At 55.8% G+C, this 24453-nt stretch carries 14 protein-coding genes and 2 pseudogenes; 6 read left to right on the top strand and 10 right to left on the bottom strand.

Features of this window, described 5'->3' with window-relative positions; translation table 11 throughout:
• Nucleotides 1-178: 178 nt before the first annotated feature.
• From DMG62_18390 to DMG62_18370, 5 genes and pseudogenes are all read right to left on the bottom strand, one after another.
• The gene (locus DMG62_18390) at nt 179-445 is read right to left on the bottom strand and encodes a hypothetical protein (GenBank protein ID PYY21505.1); all 267 of its coding nucleotides are present in this window, start codon (nt 443-445) and stop codon (nt 179-181) included.
• Complete coding sequence (locus DMG62_18385) at nt 424-687, bottom strand: hypothetical protein (GenBank protein PYY21504.1); 264 nt, start codon at nt 685-687, stop codon at nt 424-426. Before DMG62_18385 ends, DMG62_18390 begins: the two co-directional genes overlap by 22 nt.
• 2573 nt (nt 688-3260) lie before the next feature.
• The gene (locus tag DMG62_18380; GenBank protein PYY21510.1) at nt 3261-3386 is read right to left on the bottom strand and encodes a hypothetical protein; all 126 of its coding nucleotides are present in this window, start codon (nt 3384-3386) and stop codon (nt 3261-3263) included.
• Nucleotides 3387-4146: 760 nt separating this feature from the next.
• Nucleotides 4147-4914, bottom strand: a complete 768-nt coding sequence (locus tag DMG62_18375; GenBank protein ID PYY21503.1) for a hypothetical protein — start codon at nt 4912-4914, stop codon at nt 4147-4149.
• A 198-nt stretch (nt 4915-5112) separates the two neighbouring features.
• Nucleotides 5113-5253, bottom strand: a pseudogene (locus tag DMG62_18370) (DUF1801 domain-containing protein).
• A gap of 364 nt (nt 5254-5617) precedes the next feature.
• On the opposite strand from DMG62_18370, the gene DMG62_18365 reads away from it, so the two are divergent.
• Nucleotides 5618-5833, top strand: a complete 216-nt coding sequence (locus DMG62_18365; protein ID PYY21502.1) for a hypothetical protein — start codon at nt 5618-5620, stop codon at nt 5831-5833.
• Here the strand turns inward: DMG62_18365 and DMG62_18360 are convergent.
• Both DMG62_18360 and DMG62_18355 read right to left on the bottom strand, forming a co-directional pair.
• Nucleotides 5820-6641 (bottom strand): ATPase, encoded by an 822-nt coding sequence (locus DMG62_18360; protein ID PYY21501.1) that lies wholly within the window; start codon nt 6639-6641, stop codon nt 5820-5822. The genes DMG62_18365 and DMG62_18360 overlap by 14 nt on opposite strands.
• The gene (locus DMG62_18355) at nt 6638-7240 is read right to left on the bottom strand and encodes a transcriptional regulator (protein ID PYY21509.1); all 603 of its coding nucleotides are present in this window, start codon (nt 7238-7240) and stop codon (nt 6638-6640) included. The genes DMG62_18360 and DMG62_18355 overlap by 4 nt, the downstream gene beginning before the upstream one ends.
• Nucleotides 7241-7434: 194 nt before the next feature.
• On the opposite strand from DMG62_18355, the gene msrA reads away from it, so the two are divergent.
• The 3 genes and pseudogenes from msrA (at nt 7435) to DMG62_18340 (ending at nt 12504) form a co-directional block, all read left to right on the top strand.
• Nucleotides 7435-8115 carry a peptide-methionine (S)-S-oxide reductase gene (gene msrA / locus DMG62_18350; protein PYY21500.1) on the top strand — a complete coding sequence of 227 codons (681 nt, stop codon included), beginning with the start codon at nt 7435-7437 and terminating at the stop codon, nt 8113-8115.
• A gap of 624 nt (nt 8116-8739) precedes the next feature.
• Nucleotides 8740-11022 (top strand): catalase/peroxidase HPI, encoded by a 2283-nt coding sequence (gene katG, locus DMG62_18345; protein ID PYY21499.1) that lies wholly within the window; start codon nt 8740-8742, stop codon nt 11020-11022.
• Nucleotides 11023-11388: 366 nt separating this feature from the next.
• A pseudogene (locus DMG62_18340) lies at nt 11389-12504 on the top strand (alpha-L-rhamnosidase).
• A 604-nt stretch (nt 12505-13108) separates the two neighbouring features.
• On the opposite strand, the gene DMG62_18335 reads toward DMG62_18340, so the two are convergent.
• Entirely contained in the window at nt 13109-16663 is a 3555-nt protein-coding gene (locus DMG62_18335; GenBank protein PYY21498.1) for a hypothetical protein, read from the bottom strand.
• 318 nt (nt 16664-16981) lie between these two features.
• Between DMG62_18335 and DMG62_18330 the strand changes: the two genes are divergently transcribed.
• Nucleotides 16982-19849, top strand: coding sequence for a GlcNAc-PI de-N-acetylase (locus DMG62_18330; GenBank protein PYY21497.1), 2868 nt, complete (start codon nt 16982-16984; stop codon nt 19847-19849).
• A 32-nt stretch (nt 19850-19881) separates the two neighbouring features.
• On the opposite strand, the gene DMG62_18325 is transcribed toward DMG62_18330, so the two are convergent.
• Entirely contained in the window at nt 19882-21777 is a 1896-nt protein-coding gene (locus DMG62_18325; GenBank protein PYY21496.1) for a hypothetical protein, read from the bottom strand.
• Between the two features lie 154 nt (nt 21778-21931).
• Between DMG62_18325 and DMG62_18320 the strand changes: the two genes are divergently transcribed.
• Entirely contained in the window at nt 21932-23275 is a 1344-nt protein-coding gene (locus DMG62_18320) for an amino acid permease (GenBank protein PYY21495.1), read from the top strand.
• Here the strand turns inward: DMG62_18320 and DMG62_18315 are convergent.
• Complete coding sequence (locus DMG62_18315; protein ID PYY21494.1) at nt 23272-24363, bottom strand: LacI family transcriptional regulator; 1092 nt, start codon at nt 24361-24363, stop codon at nt 23272-23274. The genes DMG62_18320 and DMG62_18315 overlap by 4 nt on opposite strands.
• Nucleotides 24364-24453 lie beyond the last annotated feature (90 nt).

Genomic DNA, 24453 nt, shown 5'->3' with positions numbered 1-24453 from the left:
CATAGATTCGGGAATGACTTTGCCAATTGCGATGCGGAAAGGTGTAGCAGGTTTGGCCGAGGTGGGAATGCTACCGAGATCAGTCCGGCTCTGATTCAGTGCGATTCCCGGGATTAAGTTGTTGCTTCAGAAAAGCAGCACTCAGCACTCAGCATTCAGCGAGACCGGAGAGCTCCGATCAGGCGCTGTGCGGGGATTGCGCGCGCTGCTTCAGCGAAGAGCCAAGCGTCCCGACACCGTGAGCAACTAGCGTGGTGGCGACGAATGGCAGAAACGCGAAACCAAGTCCAAGGGCGCACATGGGATGCTTGCTCACAAGAAGGGCGCACGCGGCAACCCAGCCGCCGGCGCATACCGGAGCAGCATCGTGCGATGTCCAATTCTTGTCGGCGTAGGCGAGTACCGCAAAGGGAAATGCCGCGATCAGACAAGGTTTGAGGAACACTTGCGGCGGACGATCTCCGCGTCTTGCCAAAGCCCTTCCCGAATCCGAATTTCGAAACGAGTTCCGAAAATCGCCACTGCGATCGCGCACAGCACATACAGCCAGAAGAGGAACGGAGCATGGGCGCGCGCGAGCGTGAAGCTTTTACTCCAGTGGATGTTCCCCGTGATCAGAGCGTCAAGCGCCAGATACGCTCCTGCCCAGAGGGAGAACGGTACGACGGGTTGGGATTGGTCTCTCATAAAAAAGCTGCGAAGCTTTGAAGCCCGCAAGCCTCGATGCGGGCTTTCCTAACGCGCATTGTGGCAGCAGTCGCGGCGGCGGCGTAGATAACGAAAGACGAAGGACAGCAATTAGCGATAAAGGCAGCAATAAGCAATTAGCGATAGGCAATAAGCTAAGTCAACATCAACAGCAACAGCTTTGAACACGGAGGACACGGAGATCGCGGAGGAAGACTTACCGGGGGCTAGTGGTCACTCTCGCGATTTCCTCTGTGCGCCTTGGTGTCCTTTGTGGTTAGCTTTTTATGCTTTGTTCCGCGATTTCCAACACCGACCTCGCTAGGTCTTGCGGCGACGTAGGTAACGAAAGACGAAGGGCAGCAATTAGCAATTAGCGATACGCAATAGGCGAAGTCAACCAGCAACATCAACGGCAACCGCAACCCCTTTGAACACGGAGGACACGGAGGATCGCGGAGGGACTTACCGGGCTACTGGTTACTCTCGCGATTTCCTCTGTGCGCCTTTGTGTCCTTTGTGGTTAGCTTTTTATGTTTTGTCCCGCGATTTCCAACACCAACCTCACTGGGCCTCGCGGCAGCGGCGTAGGTAATGAAAGATAGGCGAAAAACAAGCTTCTCAGCTTCTAAGCTGCTAGCGAAGGACAGCAATTAGCAATTAGCGATAGGCAATAAGCGAAATCTTCCTCCGCGATCTCCGTGTCCTCCGTGTTCAAAGCGTGTTGCTGTTGCTGGTTGACACCCCGGCTAGTGGTTACTCTCGCAATTTCCTCTGTGCGTCTTTGTGTCCTTTGTGGTTAGCTTTTTATGCTTTGTTCCGCGCTTTCCAACCCCGACCTCGCTGGGCCTCGCGGCAGAGTCGTGCCTGGCTCGCAATTCTTCTCATTGCAGCTCCCTTCTGCTTTGGCGATGACCTCTCTATAGCGGCCAAACCGATCTCGAGTGCAATCGTTCTGGACGGAAAACTCGATGAACCGGCTTGGCAGGAGGCTTCGGTGTTGCGCCTGGTACAGCAATCGCCCAATCCTGGAGCCCCAACGCCGTTCGATACGGAGGTACGCGTGATCGTCGACAAAGATCGTGTGTACTTTGGCTTTCGCTGCCACGATCCTGCTGCGTCCCGGATCGCCATACATGGAATGCAGCGCGATGGCAATCTCACCGGCGACGACACAGTTGCGATTGTGCTGGATACATATGGCGACCGTCGCACCGGCTACTTCTTTCAGATCAATGCGGCGGGGGCACGGAATGACGGATTAATTTCCAAGGCAGACAGCGCGTCTCTTGATTGGGACGGCATTTGGGATGCCAGAACTCAACGCACCGAGGATGGCTGGTCGGCGGAGATTGTGATTCCGAGCCGCACGCTGAGTTTCATTCGCGGCCGTCCCACTTGGGGACTGAATGTGGAACGCTTCGTGCCACGGGAACGAATGACTTTGCGCTGGTCGTCTCCCACGCTCGATTCCTTCTTCTTCGATCTAAGCCGGGCAGGCGTTCTCAGCGGGGTTGGTGAGTTGCGGCAGGGAATCGGCATCGAGCTTAGTCCGTACACCACGGGCCGAAGCACTTCGCATTTTCACGGAGATCCTCATGCGTGGCAGGGCGCTGTTGGAGGCGATTTCACCTGGAAGATCACGCCTCAGCTGGTGACCGTCTTCACCGCTAACACCGACTTCGCAGAAACCGAAGTGGATGCGCGACAGATCAACCTCACACGTTTCCCGCTGTTCTTTCCAGAGAAGCGGGCGTTTTTTCTCGAAGGCGCAAACCAGTACGACTTTGGACTGGGACTTAGTGAGCAGTTCATTCCATTCTTCAGTCGCCGTGTCGGACTATCGGACAACGGCGATCAAATCCCGCTGGATGGAGGCGTGAAGCTCAACGGGCGTGTTGGACGTTGGAATCTGGCCGCATTAGACGTTCAGACTCGCGACGCAAACACCAGCGCCGGCTTTGTTCCCGGAACGAATCTGCTGGCTAGTCGCGTCTCGTACGACCTTACAGACAAGTTCCGAATCGGAACAATCTTCACCCATGGCGATCCCGGCGGAGTCCAAAGTAATGGTTTGCTGGGCTTTGACGCGGTATGGCGCACTTCAACATTCCGTCGCAACAAGAACCTTTTTATCGGCGCCTGGACCGCGCGTGGCGAGGGCGATGTTGGGCCCGGCGAGCGCCAGGGATGGGGCTTCAAAATCGATTATCCCAATGACCTGTGGGATTGCACGACTTCGCTCAACCAGTACGGCGAGGCGCTCAATCCCGGATTGGGATTTTTGCCCCGTCCCGGCACGCGGCAATCGGAAACATACTGTGCGTGGCAACCACGGCCTTCGAAAGACGGTCCGTTCCGCTGGATTCGGCAGGAGTTCTTTGAAAATCAATTTCGCTACATTACCGACCTGCATGGCCAGGTGGAGTCATGGAACTACTTCATGGCGCCGGTGAACGTGAGAATGGAAACGGGCGACCGGTTCGAGGTCAATTGGTATCCGCACTTCGAATTTCTGCCGGCTCCGTTCGAGATCTCTCCCGGTGTCGTGATCCCGCCGGGTTCTTACCATTTCACCCGCGGGCGCTTCGAAGCACAATCAAGCCCGCATCGTGCGCTCCAGGGTGGTACGACAACATGGTTCGGCAGCTTTTACGATGGCGACCTGCTGCAGCAGGAAAACTACATCCGATGGACATCCAAGGCTGCGCATTGGCAGTTCGATATCAGCACGGAAAATGATTTCGCGCATCTGCGCGAAGGCAACTTCGTCCAGCGCCTGTGGCAGCTCAAGGGCAGCTATGCATGGAATCCGAACTTGGTTCTGACTACCTTCGTTCAGTACGACACGGAATCGGAGAACGTTGGCACGAATACCCGGCTGCGTTGGACGATTCGGCCGGGAAATGACCTCTTTGTCGTCTGGAACCGCGGCTGGCAGAAGCTCAATCTAACTCCCCACGAATTGCATCTCTCTCCCGACTCCGAAACATTTGCAGTCAAACTGCGCTGGACCTTTCGGCGTTGAGAGTGAAGACAATCAAAGACGTCAAGGCAATTAGCGATAAGCGAAGTCAACGCCAACAGCTTTGAACACGGAGGACACGGAGGATCGCAGAGGAAATCGTTAGAGTGCGCTAGGAAGACCGTTATTCCTGTCCCCGATTGCCGCAAAAGCGTGGCCAATATGCTTCAAATGTGCGTTTAAATCGTGTTTCAGCTAGCTCAGTCAACGGCAACAGCAACGGCTTTGAACACGGAGAACGACAGAGGAAATCGTTACGGTGCGCGAGGGCCAAATGGGACAGCCTGAGAGCCTGTCGGAGTAAACGATTCCCGAACCAGGAATCAACAACTTACAGACAGAGCACTCCTTGCAAGTTGTTGATTCTTCGTTCCAGAAAATCTATCTCCGACAGGCTCCTGAACTGAGCGAGTTTTGCTATGCAATTAAGTTGGCTACTCTGATCCTTTGCACCCCACAGGATGGTCTCGCAAATAAGCGTGGAGATCGGTCTTTCGATAGTTTGTTATTAGATGATGTTTTGTCCCGACATAGAACTGCTGGAAGTCCACGGAACATTGCCTCGAAACACTAGGTGGTGTGGATGCAAATGTTCCAGTTGAACCTGTGCGCGGGAAGAATACGCCAACCTCCGAATCGTCGGCTATATTCTCTGGCGTTCTCTCAATCGTCGTTAACCAAAGACTCTTGATTCGTTGACTGCTTCCATCGCGTCGCCAGTAGTAATATCGAGTTCGTGTCGTCTTCCGATCTAACGTCCCGCATACCCGCAGGATTCCATCACCTGGAATTCGATAGGTGATCTCCCCATCTTTCTCGACAAGAGGTTCGCAGTTTTGGCTGCCATAAATGACGTAAACATCTCCGCGATAACCGTCAGGAATGAAAAAGGACTCGTTCACGGTACGAGCAAATAACATCGCTCCTCCGAGTGTCAGCGAACCATACATTAGTAGGACACAACCATTGAAAAGGTAGGCAGCGTACCGCGAAATCCGCGATGACACCCGTCGTGCGATTAGCAGTCCGAAGATCGCAAGTGGAAAGCCAACGAGAAGCGCGACTAGCAGCGGCCAAGTCGTAATCTCCGGCGCCATGGCCGCCAGCGCCAGCCTGACTGCATACAGCATGAGGATCAGCAGTATGGCAACCGCGAGATTTGCTCCCGTAACCAGCCACAGCCACTTTGCTTGGCGTCCCATTTCACAAAGTGTCGCACAACTCGGAGTTTACCCACCGGCTACCGCCGGCGGTTCTCCGTCAGACTGGCGAACGGGCGTGACAGGCCACAGAAGAGCAGCAATGAGCACTCAGCAATCAGCTAAGGCAATAACCCAAGAACACAGAATCCCATTCGAGTTCTGTCAAGGGGAGATACCGGCGAGTCATGCTGGGAAAGTTTACCGCCGACGCTTTGTGGCGACGCGCTTGACGGCCAGCTTGCTCGCCGATGGGGCGCCTTGCTTCCCCGCCCTCGTCATCAAGCGCGATTGTTCGTACATCTCGATCCACTTCTCGCTCGAAATCGCCGAGATCAGCTGAGCGGCCAAATGGGGGCCAAATGGGGACAGCCTGAGAGCCTGTCGGAGTAAACGATTCCCGAACCAGGAATCAACAACCTCGGTAGTCGTGAGGACGACGGGGTTGGGATCGGCATTTCGGCGGGAGCGCATTCAGGTGGGAGTCCTCGGTTGGGTTTCAGGCGGTAGCCCATGTTCTTGGCTTTGGGTGGGAGCCCCCGGATTCATCCGGGGGAGAGGCTTTCAAGCCTCGCAAACGCGCGTATTCTTCTTTTTCCTCCGGCTTTAGCCGTGGGGTTTCAGATCGGGAAGCCCAGGGGCTAAAGCCCAAGAATTATTATGCGATCGCTTCTTTGCAACGCTGAAGCGTTGTTCCCCCGCATGAATGCGGGGGCTCCCACCTGAAAACCTGAATCGGGGGTTCCCAACTCTGGACACCAACTCCCTAAGCGCCCGCAAAATTACAAAACTCGCCATCCGCAAGGTCTGGTTGCTGGAATCATCGACCACGCGATCATTCGACCAAAAGGGGAAGCCTGAACTGCGCGATTATTTCTTGCAAATGACGCACTCCGATGACCAAGCGATCATTCACTCTTGATTGTCTCCAACGGCGCCGGGAAGCGTTCTTGAATCCAGGCTTGCCAGAGCGGTGTCTCGCGGGCGACGGTCGCGGCCGCCTGATTGCCGTAATGGTAGAAGTTCAGCGCAACCATGCTCTGGCCGCCGAAGTTGAAGGCGCCAAAGGCGGCTACGCCCGGCCCCGGCTTGTCGAGCCGCAGCAGGGCGTCGTACGGACTCTGGCTGACGTACTCCGCCACGCCGCTGAGCGCCGGGACACCCGCGGGCGCCGTCCAACGCTGCCCGACGCTCAAGCCTTTCAGTCCCAATGCCGCGGTCAGCGTTTCCCAGGCCTCCGCTTCGGTTCCCGCGACGGGAGCCACGAACTGCATGATCGCGGAGCGTTGGCCGCGGAAGTGCGTGAGATAGATCCGCAGGGTGCGGAAGAAGCCGGGCCAGCCGGATTCGGTGCCTTCAAGCTGGTTGTCCCAGTCGTCGGTGCTGGCGAAGAGGCTATTCACCACACGGACGAGGCACACACCACCCGCGCGCGCTTCGACGCTCCACTCGGTTGCGATGGGCGGCGAGCCGCCCCAGCCCTCGCCCTGCGCGGCAAACCTGCGCGGCGGATCCCAGGCCGTCACAACGGAACGGGATTCCATGCCCGGGCCGAAGTTCAACTTCACCGCAACCGGCTTTCCGTCGCGCTCCTCGAACTCCGCCGGCACGAACCAGGACGAAATACCCGGCCCAGTGGCGACGGCGCGCCAGACTTCCTCCGGCGTGCCGGGGACCTCGACTTCGACCTGGATTGAACGGCGTCCGGAGGCTTCTTTCTTTACGCTCATGATGGCTCCTTGGAATCAGATTTCTGCGGCAGAGGGTACGCCACGACCACCAGGCGATGCGCGCGGCCGCCGGGGGCGGATACATCGTGGTACTTCGAAACCAGTTTCGTTATGGCCTCGGTGAGTTCGTTACTGAAAGCCGCCCGGTCGGTCGCCGACCGGAAGCGAACCTCGGTATCCACCGCCAGGGTCGCCAGACGTTTGCCCGCCGCTTTCGCACGACGAACAAGATCGCCCACCTCGCGGACGACCCGCGCGCCCAGCGCGATGAGATAGCTCGCGGACAGCCTGTCGATTTCCCGATTCGGATCCGCGGCGACCGGACCCAGAGCGCTCGGCGAAACCACGTAGGAAGCGGCCGTCGCCACGAGCAGCCGTTCCGTCAGCCCGCCCCACTTGCGTTCCTGGGCCAGCCGCACCAGCTGGTGCGCCTCCAGCGCGTGCAGGTGGTAGTTGACTTTCTGCCGCGCCAGGCCAACCCGCGTGGCCAACGTCGCCGCCGAGGCGGGCATGGCCAGCTCGGAGAGGAGTCGACTCCGCATGGGCTCCAAAGCCACCGTCGCCGCTGCCGGATCATCGATGACCTGGATGTCGAGCACGAGGGGGATGCTACGCTTGACAACTTTTATTGTCAAGGATGATTCAAGGCTTTTTCTTACGAATTTCCAATCTTTGCTGGTTCGAATTGGGGAGGATTGACGAGACGAGGCGAACAGTTCGACGATTTTCTAAATTGGACAGTCAACGCCGACGCGGTGTCCTATCATGAATTAGAAAGCGGAGATGTTTCCTTATGCTCGCACGCTTACTATCTAGTGCTTTGACTCTGGGAGTCACGGTTTCCCTTCTCTCCTGCACCGCCAATGCGGCTCCGAAGGCGCCGATTCCTGCGCCAACAGCGGACGCTTCGCTTACCGCGGTTTCAGGCAAGCAGTCAGCGGTATTTGCCGGCGGTTGTTTTTGGGGAACTCAGTCGGTGTTCCAACGAGTGAAAGGCGTGATCAAAACAACGGCGGGATATGCCGGCGGCTCCAAATCGACCGCAAGCTACGATCAGGTGACAACCGAAACGACTGGGCACGCCGAATCGGTGGAGGTTGTGTACGATCCCTCGAAGATCACCTATGGACAGTTGCTGCGCATCTTCTTTTCTGTCGCTCACGATCCCACGCAGCTTAACCGGCAGGGGCCGGATGTGGGTACGTCGTATCGTTCCGCGATCTTCTACGCGAATGACGAGCAGCGGCGCATTGCCACCGCCTACATCTCGCAGCTCGATGCCGCCAAGGTTTTCCCCAAAGCGATTGTCACCGAGGTGACACCGCTGAAAGGCTTCTACCGCGCCGAAGACTACCACCAGGATTATGCGCTCCATCATCCTGACAATCCCTACATCCTGGTCTGCGATCGCCCGAAGATCAGCGCCCTGAAAGAACAGTTTCCTGATTTGTTTGTAGATTACAAAGCACACTGAATCCAGGACCGGGTTCACCACGGAGGCATGGAGTACTCGGAGGCGGGAAGACAGACGGGACGCACCCATCGACTTCCGATTCAGCAAGCGTTCCGGACGACGACCGTGCCTTCCCGTCACACCGAACCTGGTTCGGTGCTACCACGAGTCAAGATTACGAGTCAACGGGAATTTCATTTTGGAACTCGCGCGGCTGCCGGAGATTGCTCGTCGGAATCACCGGACTCGGTGGTGCGAGCAACGGATGCGAAATCCTTAATTCACTGCTTATTCACTGTTATTCACTGTTCTTTGTGGCGGATCAAAATTGCGAGTTTCCGTAATTCCTGACGTGGCAGGCGGTTGCGCGGAATCGTCCGTTGCTCGCCTACCTGCTTAGAAAAAATTCGCTGTTAAATTCGCTGATAAATTCGCTGATCCGCGAACACCAGTGAATTTAGCCAGATTCAGGCTGAATCCGTTGCTCGCAAGATACATGCCGTAGGGGTAGTTGGAATTGGCGCAGAAATAACCGGGCCGCTGAACTTCCCGGAACCTTAGCGGCGGATTAAGACCCAAATCCTATGGAAGTCATAGGAAAGATATATTTTACCTATGCCTTCTGAGGGGAGAAGATGGAGAGACATGGAAAAAGAACTTGCCGTCGCAGCCGGGGCTGGTACCCAAACTCTTGAGCAAACCATTTCAACCGAGGCCAAGTGCCCGGTCGCGCATGGCGCTCGCCGTGCCCACACCAACGCGGATTGGTGGCCGAACCAACTTAGTCTGAAAGTCCTTCACCAGAATTCGCCGCTCTCTGATCCCATGGGGGAGACGTTCAATTACGCCGAAGAATTCAAGACCCTCGATTTGCAGGCCGTGATCAAAGACCTTCATGCCTTAATGATGACGTCGCAGGAGTGGTGGCCGGCGGATTACGGTCATTATGGTCCGTTCTTCATTCGCATGGCCTGGCATAGCGCGGGCACGTATCGCATCGGCGACGGGCGCGGCGGGGCTGGCTCTGGCGCGCAGCGGTTTGCTCCGCTCAACAGCTGGCCGGACAATGCGAACCTCGACAAGTCGCGCCGGCTCCTGTGGCCGATCAAGCAGAAATATGGGCGCAAGATCTCATGGGCCGACCTCATGATTCTTGCCGGAAACGTGGCGTTAGAGTCGATGGGATTTAAGACCTTCGGTTTCGGCGGCGGGCGTCCGGATGTTTGGGAGCCGGAAGAGGACATCTACTGGGGCCCTGAGGGCAAGTGGCTGGCGGACGAGCGCTACAGCGGCGATCGCGAGCTCGCAGGTCATCTCGGCGCGGTGCAGATGGGACTGATCTACGTCAATCCCGAAGGTCCGAATGGCAAGCCGGATCCAATCGCTTCGGCACGCGACATCCGCGAGACATTCGCGCGCATGGCGATGAACGATGAAGAGACCGTTGCGCTGATTGCTGGAGGCCACACCTTCGGCAAAACCCATGGCGCCGCGGCTCCGCCAGAGTACGTAGGCTCCGAACCTGAGGGCGCCGACGTCGAGGAGCAAGGTCTCGGCTGGAGCAACAAGTTCGGCAGCGGCAGAGGCGCGCACACGATCACTAGCGGGCTGGAAGGCGCATGGACCCAGACCCCTACGAAGTGGAGCAACAACTATCTGAAAAACCTGTTCGGCTTTGAGTGGGAGCTCACGAAGAGCCCGGCAGGCGCGAACCAGTGGACTCCAAAGAATGGAGCTGGGGCAGCCAGTGTTCCGGATGCCCATGATCCGTCGAAGCGGCACGCGCCTTTCATGCTTACGACAGACTTGGCCCTGAGAATGGATCCTATTTATGGCCCAATTGCGAAACGCTTCCACGATCATCCGCAGGAACTCGGCGAGGCGTTCGCCAAAGCGTGGTTTAAGCTGACCCACCGCGATATGGGTCCAATCTCCCGCTACTTGGGCCCACTCGTTCCTAAGGAGCCGCAGTTGTGGCAGGATCCCGTTCCCAAAGTGAATCACAAGCTGATCGGCGACAAAGACGCTGCTGCTCTGAAGGCTAAGATTCTCGCGTCTGGTCTATCGATCTCAGAACTGGTGACGACAGCGTGGGCGTCGGCCTCAACTTTCCGCGGCTCCGACAAACGCGGTGGCGCGAATGGAGCTCGCATTCGCCTGGCTCCACAGAAGGATTGGGAGGTGAACCAGCCGGCCCAGTTAGGGAAAGTTCTGCAAAAGCTGGAAACAATCCAGAAAGAATTCAACAGCTCGCAGACAAATGGGAGCAAAGGAAAGAAAATCTCGCTGGCGGACCTGATCGTTCTGGGAGGCAACGCAGCGGTTGAACAAGCTGCGAAAAAGGCCGGACACAACGTGAAGGTAACCTTTTCGCCGGGTCGCACGGATGCTTCTCAAGAGCAGACTGATGTGCACTCCTTCGCTGTGCTGGAGCCGGCGGCAGATGCGTTCCGCAACTATCGCCGCAAGGGAGAGCAAAGATCCGCGGAGGAGTTGTTGTTGGATCGCGCGCAGTTGCTAACTCTGACCGCGCCAGAGATGACGGTACTCGTGGGTGGACTCCGCGGATTGAATGCGAACTTCGGGCAGTCGAAGCACGGAGTGTTCACCAAGCGTCCGGAGACGCTGACCAACGATTTCTTCGTCAACCTGCTCGACATGAAGACGAAGTGGCAGCCGGGAACCAACGGCACCGGCGGCGTCTATGAAGGACGCGATCGCGCGACCGGCGAACTCAAATGGACCGCGACGCGCGTCGATCTGCTGTTTGGTTCGAACTCGCAGCTCCGAGCGATCGCGGAAGTCTATGCATGTGACGACGCTAAAGAGCAGTTTGTTCATGACTTCATCGCCGTATGGAACAAGGTGATGAACCTTGATCGCTTTGATCTCGCCGAGGCCTATGGACTTTCATTGCGAAGCGCCTGACGTTGGCGCGAGGGATCTGCTGTTTTGGCGTTGAAGCAAACAGCAGATCCGTCACTTCGTTTCGGGATGACAGTAGTACCGGCGGTCGGGTCCCCGACAACGCGCCTTTCGTTGCTGGGGCACAGAGTTGGAGTTTATGGCGTCGCAGTGTGGATCACGCGAGACAAGCTCCGGCTCAATTGAAGCAAGACTTACACCAGGCCAAAAGTGAAGCGGCGGGACTTCATCAAAACGAGTTCAGTGCTCGCTGGCGCGTCTTTCCTATGGCACTGCTCCCACGCATTTGCCTTCCCGGAGAACGCTGACTCCGACTTTAATTCGCTTGAAATCGCTCTCTTTGAAACTAGCGATGCGCGATACCAAGCCGTGTATTCGCATGCGCTCCGGACACTTCGAGCGAACATCGTACGACTTGCAAATTATCCGAAGCCAGTATTGATCGAAGGCGCCAATTATCAAGGCGCCTGGCTGGAGTGCGCTCCGCACGAGGCGCTCGTATATGCTCCGATTCGAGCCGATGTAGCGCGCAACAATCATCTTCTCTTTTTTGCCCTGCAACGTGAGGACGGGCAGATGCCCTGCTGGGTTCGCAAGGGAGCTGTGGGATTCGCTCAGATTCAGATGGTCGTCCCGATCGCCGCAACGGCGTGGGAGGTTGCTCAGCAGAACGGCGACAGTGAGCTTCTCGAGAAAGCGTACAACGCATGCAGCAAATGGGATCAATGGTTGCAGAAGTATCGCGATACGCGGCAGACGCGGTTGTGCGAAGGATTCTGCACATACGATACCGGCCATGACAACAGCCCAAGATGGGCGGGAATGCCGAACCGTTGTCCGGATGGTGATGCGCGCAAGTGTCCGCCGCTTCCGTCGCTGCCTCGGCTGTCGCCCGATCTCTCCGCCACTGTTTACGGAGGTCGCATCGCGCTTGCTGCTATGGCAAACGCGCTGGGAATGACAGCGGAGCACGACCGCTGGCTGGCGGATGCGGACGCAATTCGCACTGCGATCCTGACACGCCTGTATTCGGAAGAGGACGCCGCATTTTATGACCGTGACGCGCAGGATCAGTTCGTGCGCATTCGCGGAGATGTGATCACTCGAGTGCTTAGCGAGCACGTGGTCGATCAAAACCTGTTCGACACCGTTTATCGACACCAAATTCACAATCCATCCGCCTTCTGGGTGCCTTATCCGTTCCCTTCGATCGCGCTCGATGATCCCGCTTTTGTACGGCCGATTCCGCCAAACTCGTGGGGAGGGGCCGCTCAAGCTTTAACCGCACTGCGTGCGCCAAGATGGATGGAGCATTACGGGAAACCCGCCGATCTGGCGCACCTGATGCAGCGATGGCTAGAAGCCATATTGAAGGTCGACAAGTTTCTGCAACAGATGGACCCGCTCAACGGCAGTTTCACGATGGGAGAGGCCGACTATTCTCCGGCAGCCCTGGTTTTTTTTGATTTCACCTGGAGACTCGCTGGAGTGCGCAAGCAGGGAAAAGATCTTGAATGGAATGTGCGTCCGATGCCGCCAGACCTGCGAGCGAGTTACAGCTGGAAGCTCGTTCCCACTCGAATAGCGAAGCTGCGCTATTCGGCGGGCGTCGCCTACCTCAGAATTAACAATCGCGACTTGTGCCGGACGAGCAGTACAGTTCGCCTGGTCAGCGACGAGCACGGAAACTTGAAACACGCGATCGGAATCGCCGAAGCTCCAGCGAACGTGTTGCTGAAGCTAAGTTCAGGACGCGAAGAAAAATTTACTGTGAGGCCCAACGAGACGGTAAATATCCGGCGCCACTGAACTGCTCGCCACGGCATTGCTTTTCCGCAGCTAATCCTTATTCATCGTGCAGCAAATTCTTATCTGGCTCCTCAGCCGCTCGAATAAGACCGCCTTGGTCTCTCTAGAATCTCAGCTCCGGGAATTGTTACTTGTAAGTTGGAACTCTCCATGGAGCCTTGCATTAGAATTCCCGACACGCCACGCGTCAAATAGAAACGAAGGGCGTCCGCGGGACAGGCCAATTCTCCCAAAAAAAGGAGCCGACTTTCGTCGGCTCCCATAATGGGTATTGTGGTTCTCAGAAATAAAGCTTCAGTGCCAACTGAATCTCCCGCGGATCACCCGGTCCTCCCGATCCCGTTCCCAAAATCGGATTCAGCGTATTTGAAACCTTGCCGAAGGAGCCGCCGGTACCGCTATTGGCGAGTGTGAAGCTCGCATTTGGGTTAGCGAAGTTTGGATGATTGAATGCGTTGAAGAATTCAGCCCGGAACTGCCAGGTAAAACGTTCGGTCATGCGAAACATCTTGAACAGGCTCAGATCGGTAGTCTGAATCCCAGGACCGTGGAATGCGCGCGGTCTGCACGTGCCGAATGTTCCTCTGGCCGGGAATGCAAACGCCGTAGGATTGATAAAGAAGCCTGTGCTGGTGTAGCTGGCAGGGTCGCTGGTAGCGCCCGCAAAGGGATCGCCTACGCAATTTGGGTAAGAAGCGTGGTTCGAGCCGGTGAAGCTCACGTCCGGCGTCGTCACGCTGAAGGGCGTTCCAGTTTGCAGAGTGACGATTCCGTTGAACTGCCATCCGCCGAGCAGATTGCTCGCCAAGTTGTCGCCCGATACGAATCGCTTCCCTCTGCCGATGGGCAGATCCCAGGTGAAGTTGCTGACAAGGCGATGGCGAACGTCAAACGGCGAGTTGCTCATTTCGGCGCCGTAGTTGTATGCATTGGCCGGTGTGGAGCCTCCGGTTAGATTGTCCTGGAAATTTGCAAGTCCATGGCTGTAGGTGTAGTTGACGGCGTAGCCAAATCCCTTCGACATGCGCTTGCGAAGGGATAAGTCGAGGCCGTTATAGTCCGTATTGCCATCGTTCGTGGCGAGTTCAAGGAAGCCATGCTGACCGTTGAGAACGCATGGCGTTTTCACGCGTGCAACCGGGTCAGGATTTAGCGTATCAATGTTTGAGATGGTATTCAGGTTCGCAAACGGGAATTGCACAATGGGACATCCGCTGTCGGCGCCGGTGATGAGACCCTGATTGCCGTTCCTGAGGCGGTTCATCTTCCGGCCCCAATTCCCGACGTATGTCGCCGCAAGCACAGTGTCCTGGAAGAGCTCATATTCCGGACCGAAGCTTGCCTGTTCTACGTAACCTGACCGCTGGTTGGGATCTTGAGCGCGTAGTTGCAGCTTGGTGAGATCAAGCGCCGTGCCGGTGATGGTGCTCAACGGGAATCCATTCTTGAGCTGGAAGATTGGAGTCGAGCTTCCGGTGCCCTGATTGAGCTGTATGTCCTGCAGGAACGGCGGATTGAGTTCGAGCAGGCTCTCCGATCCGATGCGGTTGTAGTGCTGGTAGAAGATCCCATAGCCGCCACGGACGACCATTTTCTTCGTGAACTGGTAGGCGACTCCGACGCGCGGAGCGAAATCATTTTTGTCTGGTTGGATCAATGCCCGGTTGGCCCAACCCGATGCGTTGCCCGGGGCGCTGACGATACCTCCACCATTCGCCGAAGTGAAGTTGGAGACCAGGTTGTCGCGGCTCATGATGGGAGCAAACACCTCATAGCGCACGCCATAGGTGAGGTTCAGCTTGGAAGTCGCTCGCCACGTGTCCATGGCATAGAACGAGTGTCCGGGTTGGAAGTAGTGGACGACGAGAGGCGTGGTGAAGCGTGTCGCGTCTACGTCGCCTAACAAAAAGTCGGGCAAGCCAAACGAGCTGGCGGCAGTGTAGATACCGGTTATCATCGGCTCTCCCTGTGGAGCTCGTATATCGAGGAAGTTGTCGCCGCGCTTGACGTACTCGTAGCCGAACTTGAAGCTGTGGCTGCCTTTGAGCCAGCTGAGATTCTCGATCAGGTTCCACGCCTGCGAGATCTGGTACTGCGGGCGCCATGGCGACGTGCCTAGCCGCGTAAGGCCATTAATCTCGATTGGCGGCAAACCTGCCGTGTTGGGTGTGTTGGGAATGCCGTTAAGACCGAAGTCGGGCGCCAGGGACTTGCCAAGCGTTAGACCAACTGGATCGCTGTGAGCGTAATCGCGGTTGAAGCCAAATCGCGCATCGCTCAGGAAGTTATTCGAAAGGTTGTGTGTCCAGCCCAATGACACAAGCTGAGTGTGTGTGCGATATTGCGTGGCGAAATTTCCATTTCCCGGAACGGGATCGCTCGTCCAGGGTGGATCCTGGCGGCTCACGTGGTAGTAGCTGTAACTGCCCGTGATGTGATCCTTTTGGTTCAAAGTGTGATCGACACGGCCATCGAGCGACCACGTGTCATTGGGGACGACAGTAGAAAAGATGTAGTTTTGAGCCCCCGTCCAACTTCCAGGCGTCCCAAGAGGAACTGGAAAAGTAATGTTCGGATCGGGGAAAAGCGCAGCGATCTTGGCGCCCACCGGATCGATGCATCTCGACTGAATGATGTTTCCCGCCACGCAGCCGGATTGGCCCGCTACGGGAGAATCATTGAGCGTGTTCTTAAGCTCAGTAAAGTTCCCCTGCTTCATCAGTGGAGTGGGAACTGTGCTCTTTATCGGCGTGGAACGACGGCTAGTGAAACGCTGCAGGTCGAAGAAGAAGAAGGTTTTGTCCTTGATGATGGGACCGCCGAACGTGCCTCCAAACTGATTCTGAGAGAAACGGCCCTTTGGCTTACGCGGAGTTGCGTTATTGTTTGCCCATGAATTGGCGTCGAAGATGCTATTGCGAACGTATTCAAATAGATTGCCGTGATAACCGTTTGTGCCGGACTTGATCGCAGTATTGATTACAGCTCCGGCGGAGTTCCCGAACTCTGAGGAGTAGGTTCGTGTCTGCACACGAAATTCCTGCACGGCGTCTGGCGGCGGCTGTACCACCTGCACGGAGAATTCCTGAAGATTCTCCGACCAGGAATTGTTGTCGATGCCATTCAGCCGGAAATTGTTCTGAAGCTCGAGATTTCCGTTTACGCTGAAGCGGTCTGGAGCTGGATTTGCGGCTCCGTAGAACTTTTGCACTCCCGGTTCCAGGAGCGCGAGGTCTGCATAGCGGCGTCCGTTTAGGGGAAGATCGTTAATCTGTCGTGAGTCGACTACATTGCCGATGTCCGCCGACTCGGTTTGCAACAACGGCTCGCTGCCAGTGACGACGACCTCTTGATTGACTGATCCGACGCGCAATGCCACTTCAATGGAAAGACGATCCTGCACATGCAGCTCGAGACTGTCCCGAACAACAGTGTCGAATCCTTGTGAACTGACGCGCACCGAATAAGTGCCCGGGATCAGTGCCAAAACCTGATATTCTCCGGTGTCGTTCGTCGTAGTGTTGACTGCCACTCCAGTTCCCTTGTTGGTTACCGTCACAGCCGCTCTGGGAACGACAGCGCCAGAGGCGTCCACTACCCTGCCGACGATCGCCCCGCGATCAATCTGCGCATAGGCGGAGAGAGCGGTAATAACGAGAATCACAAACCCGAAAGCACTGTGGAGAAAACGTCTCTTCGTTTCCCATCGAAGATTCATTGCAGCCTCCTGCATTACTTCACCAAGCGATTCATCCCTGGCGATCTCACTCTGAACCCATTCTCGAACCCGCAAAAAATTCGTGAAGCGTAGCGGGCGGAGTGAAGTTATCGCCATGTAAGGACCTCATAAAATATCGAAACGATTCGGTCTGGTTGGGTTCACATCTAACACCTGACAAATTCTTACTGTCAAGACTTATCGAAGAACTTATCCACACGATTACATTCACCTAATGCAAGCGCCGGCGCAATAGCGTCTGTGAGTAGAGAACCGCATCCGAAGTGAGGAAATGCCAAAACGTTTTGGTATTTCTCGCTACAGACCGTACAATTCCGTTGCTTTATGGCTGCTTTGGTGTCTTCACCTAAATCCTTCCGCCGCTCGGCGACCCTATCATCGCCTCAACAGGTTCGGAATGTGCAAAGGAGATCTATGGCATTCAGATCAAATCGTATTTTCGCTCTGCTTGTGGTCCTCGCCTGCATATTGCCCCTATTCTTTCCAGTCTCCTCAGCAAAGGCGCAGTCCCCGACTGCCGTCAGCACCGCGCCCGAAGTGACTGCGCAGCCCATACCGTTTGATCGCGGCGCAAGTGCTCTTTGGCAAAGTCTGCAAAAGTTGCGCACGCGCGCCAGTTTGCTAATGGTGACTGCTCATCCTGATGATGAAGATGGCGGAATGCTCACCTATGCATCGCGCGGCCAGGGAGCTCGCGTCGCCCTGCTGACTTTGAACCGCGGTGAAGGGGGCGCCAACGTGATGTCGTCAGACTACTTCGACGCGCTCGGACTCGTGCGCACGGAAGAACTTCTCGCGGCCGATCATTACTACGGCACACAACAGTTTTGGACACGTGTGATCGATTACGGTTTTTCAAAAACCAAAGAGGAAAGCCTGGACAACTGGGGTCATGATCGCGTGCTTGCCGATGTTGTGCGCGTAGTCCGCATGACGCGCCCGTTGGTAATCACTTCAGTTTTTGTCGGCGGCCGTACAGACGGCCACGGGAATCACCAAACGGCCGGCCAGATGGCACAGGAAGCTTTCAAGGCGGCAGGAGACCCGGCGATGTTTCCTGAGCAATTGAAGGAGGGTCTGCGGCCGTGGAAGCCGGTCAAGGATTATGCCCGCGTGCCTTTCGCGCGAATCACCGACAAAGGCATATATGACTACGCAGACGGAAAGTACTATCCGGCCGAATTTCACAACTACACTGACGGAACTATCACTAAGGGAGAACTCTCACCCGCAGTCGAGATTCCCGAAGGCGAGTACAACCCGCTCCTGGGCTTGACTTACGAACAGGTGTCGCGCCTTGGACTCGGCCACCAGAGATCGCAAAACGGCGGAACCGGTATGCCTCCAGCCGAGGAACAAATGAGCCCGTATCATCGCTTTGCTTCGCTGGCCTCAGTCCCAGAAAAGGAATCCACATTCTTTGACGGCATTGATGTTTCGCTCATGGGCATCGCCAGTCTGAGCCAGGGAGCAGACTCGGCATTTCTCAAGGAGAGGCTGGCAAGCATCAACTCGCTCGTGGAGAAGGCAATCCACGATTTTTCAGCACCGCGTCCGGAGACTATTGCTTCTACTTTGGCCGAGGGACTAAAAGCGACCAACGATTTGATTGAGAAGGTTGCCGCGAGCAGCCTGAGCGACGATTCAAAATATGATGTTGCTCATGAATTAAAAGTAAAGCAAGTCCAATTCGGGAACGCTCTCGGAGAGGCGCTGGGGTTATCAGTCCTTGCTGCTGTTGCTCCGGAGAAAGAACCTACCGGCCCCTTTGCGCGTTTTTTTCGAAATCCGGAGACCTTCCAGGTCGCCATTCCGGGGCAGCAATTTTGGGTAAAGGTTCATACCACGAATCCGACGAATTTGCCTGTGCAAGTCGGGAGCGTAGCTATCGAAACGCCTCAAGGCGAGCAGTGGAAGGTTGATCCGGAATCGCAAACCAGCGGAACGTTAAAATCCAATCAGTCAATGGACACGCGCTTTGCGATTCACGCACCGCAGAACGCGGGCTATACGCGTCCCTACTTCGCACGACCAGATATCGAGCAGCCTTACTACGACGTTCAAGAACCGCAATTCCTGAACATGCCGCTTGCACCATACCCTCTGTTAGCCAAGGTGCAATTCAGCTTCGATGGAGTGCCTTTCGAGATTTCGCAAGTCGTGCAGTCCGTGAAGCGCGTCACGGGACCGGGGACTGTTCTTGAGCCTCTGGTGATTGGTCCTGCTGTGTCGGTTGCCATCGCGCCACAGGCTGGAATAGTTCCTCTCAGCTCAAAGGCGTTTGACCTGACGGTCAGGGTCCACAGCAATGTCAAGGGACCAGCCAAAGGAACCGTGAGACTCGATCTGCCAGTGGGATGGAAATCGGAGCAGCAAGCATTTTTGACAGCTAAGGATGGCGACGATCAGATTCTCAAATTTCACGTCGTGCCTGGGCGAATCGAGGAGAAGCCTTACACCATCACCGCAGTCGCCACCTATGATGGCCGCGAGTACAAAGAGGGCTATCACACTGTCGGATATCCTGACCTGCGTCCGTACAATCTGTATCGCGCCTCCGCATATCGCACGACTGGCGTCGACGTAAAGATTGCGCCGGGTCTGAACGTTGGATATATCGTAGGCGCGGGCGATGACGTGCCCCTCTCATTAGTGAACCTGGGAATCAATGTTCACTTCCTCTCGCCGGGAGACCTCGCCGGCGGTGATCTGTCGAAGTACGATGCGATTGTTGTCGGCGTGCGCGCCTATGCGGTTCGCGATGATCTAAAGACCTACAACAGTCGGATCCTCGACTACGCAAAAAATGGCGGAGTTGTCATCGTGCAGTACAACACGCCGGAATACGATCACAATTATGGTCCATATCCCTACAAGATGGGCTCAAATCCGGAGGAGGTAACCGACGAGCATTCCAAAATGGAAATCCTCGAACCTGCGAATGCTGTCTTTACCTGGCCAAACAAGATCACAAGCAAGGATTTCGACAACTGGGTAGAGGAGCGGGGATCGAAGTTCCTGCAGTCGTGGGATACCAATTATCAGCCTCTTCTCGAAACACACGATGCGGGTCAGGAGCCGCAAAAAGGCGGGCTGGTTTACGCGAAATATGGGAAGGGCGTGTACATCTACAACGCCTATGCCTTCTATCGCCAGATGCCCGAGGGTGTTCCGGGAGCCTACCGGTTGTTCGCGAATATGATCAGCCTGGGTAAGAGTCCGCAGCTCGCCAGTACCCAATCGGGAAAACAACGCGCGTCGCTGGACAAGCCGAAGCGGTAAACCACTGGGATGGACGCGAAGCGCAGATGCTTTTACTTGCGGTCCTGCGCCTGGCCCTGAATTGAATAAAGAAAAGTTTTGATGGTCTCATCGCGTCTGGCATTCTCGTCGGCCAGACGTGCCGATGCCGTTTGATACAGTTTCATCTCCTGTTCAGACCGATGTTGTTGACCGAGATGCTGGTAAATCTGAGCAAGCCGGTAATGCGCGTCCGGCGAGTTCGGCTCCATTCGCGCGCAGGTCTCCGATTCGCGAAGCGCATCCTGCCAACGCTCGATCCAGCGGTATGCCTTCCCCAGTTGACAATGAGGAGAGGCTTCGTTGGGAAGCTTCTCAGTTGCTGTGTTTAGCCGACGAAGAATCTCCTCCGTATGCGAGCGATCATTAGAAAGATAATCTCTACGGAATAGCAACGCAGCGCAGTAGAACTGTAGCATTCCGGACTTGGAATGAGCGTCGCCATACTCGCAAAGACGAGTCAATGCAGCAGGATTAGGCGGGCCTGATTCGTCCATCTGAACGTCGCCGACATATCGGAGCGCCAATTCGGGATCTGGTGCCATGCCTGCACCGTTCAGAAGAGTTTTGGTCGCCTCTTCAGCGCTTCCGGAAAAATATTCGACCATTCCCAACGCAACCTGGATCCGCCAGGAGTTCGAATGCGATTCCTGAGCTTGCGTCAGGACCACGCGAGCAGGTTCGAAGCTCTTGTGCCGGATAAGATCGAACGCAAGCGAGAGTCGGTATTTCTCCTCATTCGGTGCAAGCGCGATTGCAGCCTGATAGCTACGCACCGCCGAGAGCTCGTCTCCGCGAGCTTCCTGAATGTCTCCGATTAGATCTTCAAGTTCAGCGCTGTCAGCAGTCGTCTGCATGCTTTCTGCAGTTGCCAAGGCATCGTCCAACCCGCCCGATTTGAATTGAGAAAGAGCGAGATTGAATCTCACCTCGGCGCGACTCGGATCGAGTTCGACTGCTCTCTTGAGTTCGTCTGCTGATTCGGAGAAGCGTTCATGTGCGATGAGTACTTCCGCCAGTCGTTGGCGGAAGACTACTTCCTGTTCTTGCGACAAAGTCAATGTGCGAAGCTGTTCCAACGTATGACGAATCTCATCGCCACTTCCCAACTGTGCTTCCAGCAGCATCAATCCCAAAGCTGGGTCATGAGTGCGAGCAAACAGCGGACCAGCTAATTTCGCGGCCCGCTCCCAATGCTTTGCCTCAGTTTCAGCAGCTGCAGTAGCCATCTGGAGTCCAGCTTGATTGGGCGAGAGCGCTAATGCGTTCTCCATTTCCGCTGCTGCGCCGGCAGGATCTACCAAGCCAGCGGCAATGGACGCCTTGAGTCGATGGAAGGAGAGCCGCTTTTCGGGCGATTTCGGCGGTGGAACCTCCGACAGAGCGTGGGACGCTTCGCTGTAACGATGCAATCGAGCAAGCACCACCGCCCATGCGGTTTGTACCTTCGGTACGCCGTGGCTCACCTTGGCGGCATGGGCCAGAATTGCTTCTGCCTTCGCAGGATCGCCTGCGCGGTCATAGATCTCGCCCAGACCGGCGAGCGCCAGGTAGTTGTCGGGCGCGTATTTCAGAATTTCCTGATATTGCTGCTCAGCCTGGCCGAGTTCTCTCCTGGCTGTAAAAGCCTCCCCCAGCAACAGACGCGCTGCAGTGTCTTTAGGGTGCGCCTGAAGGTGAGTCGAAAGGACCTGTATCGCTTCTGTTGGATTCCCTGAGGCGAGAGAAGATTGTGCAGACGCGATGACTCCACTCGACCCGACTGTTGGCGAAGCACGATGCTCTCGAGCACCGACACCAGTTATCAGGCAAAGTACGGAGAGGCATATGGAACAATGAAGCGGGAGAATTTTTCTTGATCCCAAAAGGGAACACATTCTCCTGCCTCTCAGCGTTACCAGCTCTTTCATGCGCTCTCCACCGTCATCTGCACAACGTTGACGTGCTATATTGCGGCTCACCTTTACAAGCGCTCAGGTAAGCAGGATTCTGGAATTGGTCGACAACTCTACACCGCATCTTCCGTCTGAAATAGCCGCCACCTCCGACAAGTTAGTCCGCGGCATGGGGTTGCTTCAATCCACTGCAGTCAACATGCTGGAGATGATTGGAATCGGGCCCTTCATCACCATCGGAGTCATTCTTTCTGCGATGGGTGGACCGCAGGCGATTCTCGGGTGGCTTCTGGGGGCGATTTTTTCCATTTGCGATGGCATGGTTTATGCCGAATTGGGCGCCGCCATGCCGGGGGCAGGTGGCGCATACATTTATTTTCGCGAAGCATTCAATCCGCGTACCTGGGGCCGTCTGATTTCTTTTCTATTTCTGTGGGAAACCATTTTCGCTGCGCCGCTATCCATATCCGCCGCGTGCGTTGGGTTTGCCGAGTACTCTCACTATTTTTTCCCTGGCTTGACTCACGCCGGCGTAGGTTTACTCGCCGCCTTCATAAGTCTTCTCATAGCCTTTCTTTTGTATCGCCCAATCAAAACAGTCGGACGGCTCTCCGTAATCATGCTGGGGATCGTTTTTACCGCGATGTTTTGGGTGATTGGTGCAGGGGTGATTCATATGAATCCCAGCATAGCGTTCGATTTCCCTCCCGGCGCTTTTCATCTCTCGAAGCGATTCTTCTATGGCCTCGCGAGTGCCACTCTCATTGCGATGTACAACTATGGCGGATACAACAACATTACTTATCTTGGCGCCGAGGTAAAGAACGCCTCGAAGAACATTCCGCGAGCAATCGTCCTGTCAGTGTTGCTTGTCGCAGTCCTGTATCTCTTCATGAGCGTGACAATTATTGGAACGATCCCGTGGCGCGATGCAGCCGTCTCCAGCGCCGTCGTTTCGGAATTTATCGGCAAGCTCTACGGTTCACGCGCGGCCGCAGTGATGACCGTGTTGATTCTGGCCGCAACGCTTGGCGGGATTTTCACGATGACGCTTGGCTACTCGCGGATTCTGTATGCCGCAGGCGCAGAAGGAAACTTTTTCAAGATCTTTGGCCGGGTTCATTCGAAGGGGCACTTTCCGACAGTCTCACTGATTGCGATCAGCCTGATGGCTGTGCCTCTTTGCTGGTTGACCCTCGAACGGCTTCTCTTGGCATTGATGATTACGCAGATCATCTTTCAGTTCATTCCGCAGATATTCGCGCTGTTCGCGATGCGTTGGTATCGGAAGGACATCCCTCGCCCGTTCAGTATGTGGCTCTATCCCGTCCCAGCCATCGTGGCACTTGTGGGCTGGACCTACGTTGCATCGACTCCTGACCAAAGGCAATACGTCGGCAGCGCGGCCATTCTTTTGCTCTTGGGTCTAGTTGCCTATCTGCTGCGGGCCCGGACTATCCGGTCATGGCCGCTCGAAGCACAGGTCGAAAATCGATCAACGTCCGCTGGTTAGGAATTGTTCTGCTTTGGAGGACTGCAGGAATCGCGCACGACGAGTTGCGTCGCCAGCAGAACAGGGCTAGCAACGCTGGGACGGCCCTCGACGTGGTCGATGAGCATTCTGGCCGCTATCATCCCGACCTCGCGCGCCGGTTGACGGACAACTGTAAGCCTCGGACGCAGCAGAGTTGACCAATAGAAATCGTCAAAGCCAAGCAGACTGATTTCCTCCGGGCATGCCAGACCGATCTCCTGAATGGCAGCCAGTGCCCCAAGCGCCATCATGTTGTTCGTGCAGAAAATCGCTGTAGGGCGTCGCGCGCGCGTCAGCAATTGCATGGCATGCTGATGTCCGCTCTCCATATCGTTATTTCCGGTGTGGATCATTGAGCGGTCCGGGCGAATCTTGACGCTGCTCAGAGCATGCAGAAACCCCTTCAATCGATCCGCCGAAGTGCCACTGGACGTATCTCCCGAAATGATGCCGATCATTCGATGTCCGAGGCTAAGAAGGTAACGGGTGGCATTGTCTGCCGCCAGCGCATTATCCACACCAACGCGCCCGACGGACGAATCGCGAACAGCCGGATATCGATCGGCATAAACCACCGGTATGTTGCCCAAAATGGGCGTGGCTTTCTTGGCAACTGCATCCATTGCAGGAACACGCACAACGCCATCCACACGCCGCCGATGAAACGAATCCAGATAGTTGCGCTCCTCTTCCCAACTTTCACGCGAGTCGCCAATCAGAATCGTGTAATTCGCCGAGGCCGAATAGTCCTTCGCTCCGCGAACCACGTCGACGTAAAAATTGTTGGAAAGATCGGGGACAATAATGGCGATCGAATGGGTCTTTTGCAGGCGAAGCCCGCGAGCCAAATCATTAGGGCGGTATTTCAGCTGCTTGATGGCATCCTGAATACGACCGCGCATCTCGGCGCTGACATAGTCCGAATTGTTTAGCGCGGCCGAGATGGTGGCCACGGAAGCTCCCGCCGCTTTCGCTACCTCGCGAATGGTGATGTGTCGCCGGTCTTTCTTTTCCTTCGATCGCAACGCTGCACCCGATTGGCCTTTGAAGTCGTGTTGCAAAAGCATACTCGGACTCTTGGAAATCTGACATGGCAGGGTATCCGGGTCCTCTTTCGCAACAGAAGACTTCAGCCCTTAGCTCAGCTGTTATGATTT

This window comes from Acidobacteriota bacterium, from assembly GCA_003225175.1.
In the GTDB taxonomy this organism is placed as follows: domain Bacteria; phylum Acidobacteriota; class Terriglobia; order Terriglobales; family Acidobacteriaceae; genus Gp1-AA112.
This window is presented reverse-complemented; position numbering and strand designations above follow the sequence as displayed.

Coding starts and splice junctions, on each gene's coding strand:
- DMG62_18375 (PYY21503.1), bottom strand. CDS start 4,914: ATGGGACGCCAAGCAAAGTGGCTGTGGCTGGTTACGGGAGCAAATCTC.
- msrA (PYY21500.1), top strand. CDS start 7,435: ATGCTCGCACGCTTACTATCTAGTGCTTTGACTCTGGGAGTCACGGTT.
- DMG62_18330 (PYY21497.1), top strand. CDS start 16,982: ATGGCATTCAGATCAAATCGTATTTTCGCTCTGCTTGTGGTCCTCGCC.
- katG (PYY21499.1), top strand. CDS start 8,740: ATGGAAAAAGAACTTGCCGTCGCAGCCGGGGCTGGTACCCAAACTCTT.
- DMG62_18385 (PYY21504.1), bottom strand. CDS start 687: ATGAGAGACCAATCCCAACCCGTCGTACCGTTCTCCCTCTGGGCAGGA.
- DMG62_18315 (PYY21494.1), bottom strand. CDS start 24,363: ATGCTTTTGCAACACGACTTCAAAGGCCAATCGGGTGCAGCGTTGCGA.
- DMG62_18365 (PYY21502.1), top strand. CDS start 5,618: ATGCGGGGGCTCCCACCTGAAAACCTGAATCGGGGGTTCCCAACTCTG.
- DMG62_18335 (PYY21498.1), bottom strand. CDS start 16,663: ATGGCGATAACTTCACTCCGCCCGCTACGCTTCACGAATTTTTTGCGG.
- DMG62_18360 (PYY21501.1), bottom strand. CDS start 6,641: ATGAGCGTAAAGAAAGAAGCCTCCGGACGCCGTTCAATCCAGGTCGAA.
- DMG62_18380 (PYY21510.1), bottom strand. CDS start 3,386: ATGTCCATCGGATGTAGTTTTCCTGCTGCAGCAGGTCGCCATCGTAAA.
- DMG62_18320 (PYY21495.1), top strand. CDS start 21,932: ATGGGGTTGCTTCAATCCACTGCAGTCAACATGCTGGAGATGATTGGA.
- DMG62_18325 (PYY21496.1), bottom strand. CDS start 21,777: ATGAAAGAGCTGGTAACGCTGAGAGGCAGGAGAATGTGTTCCCTTTTG.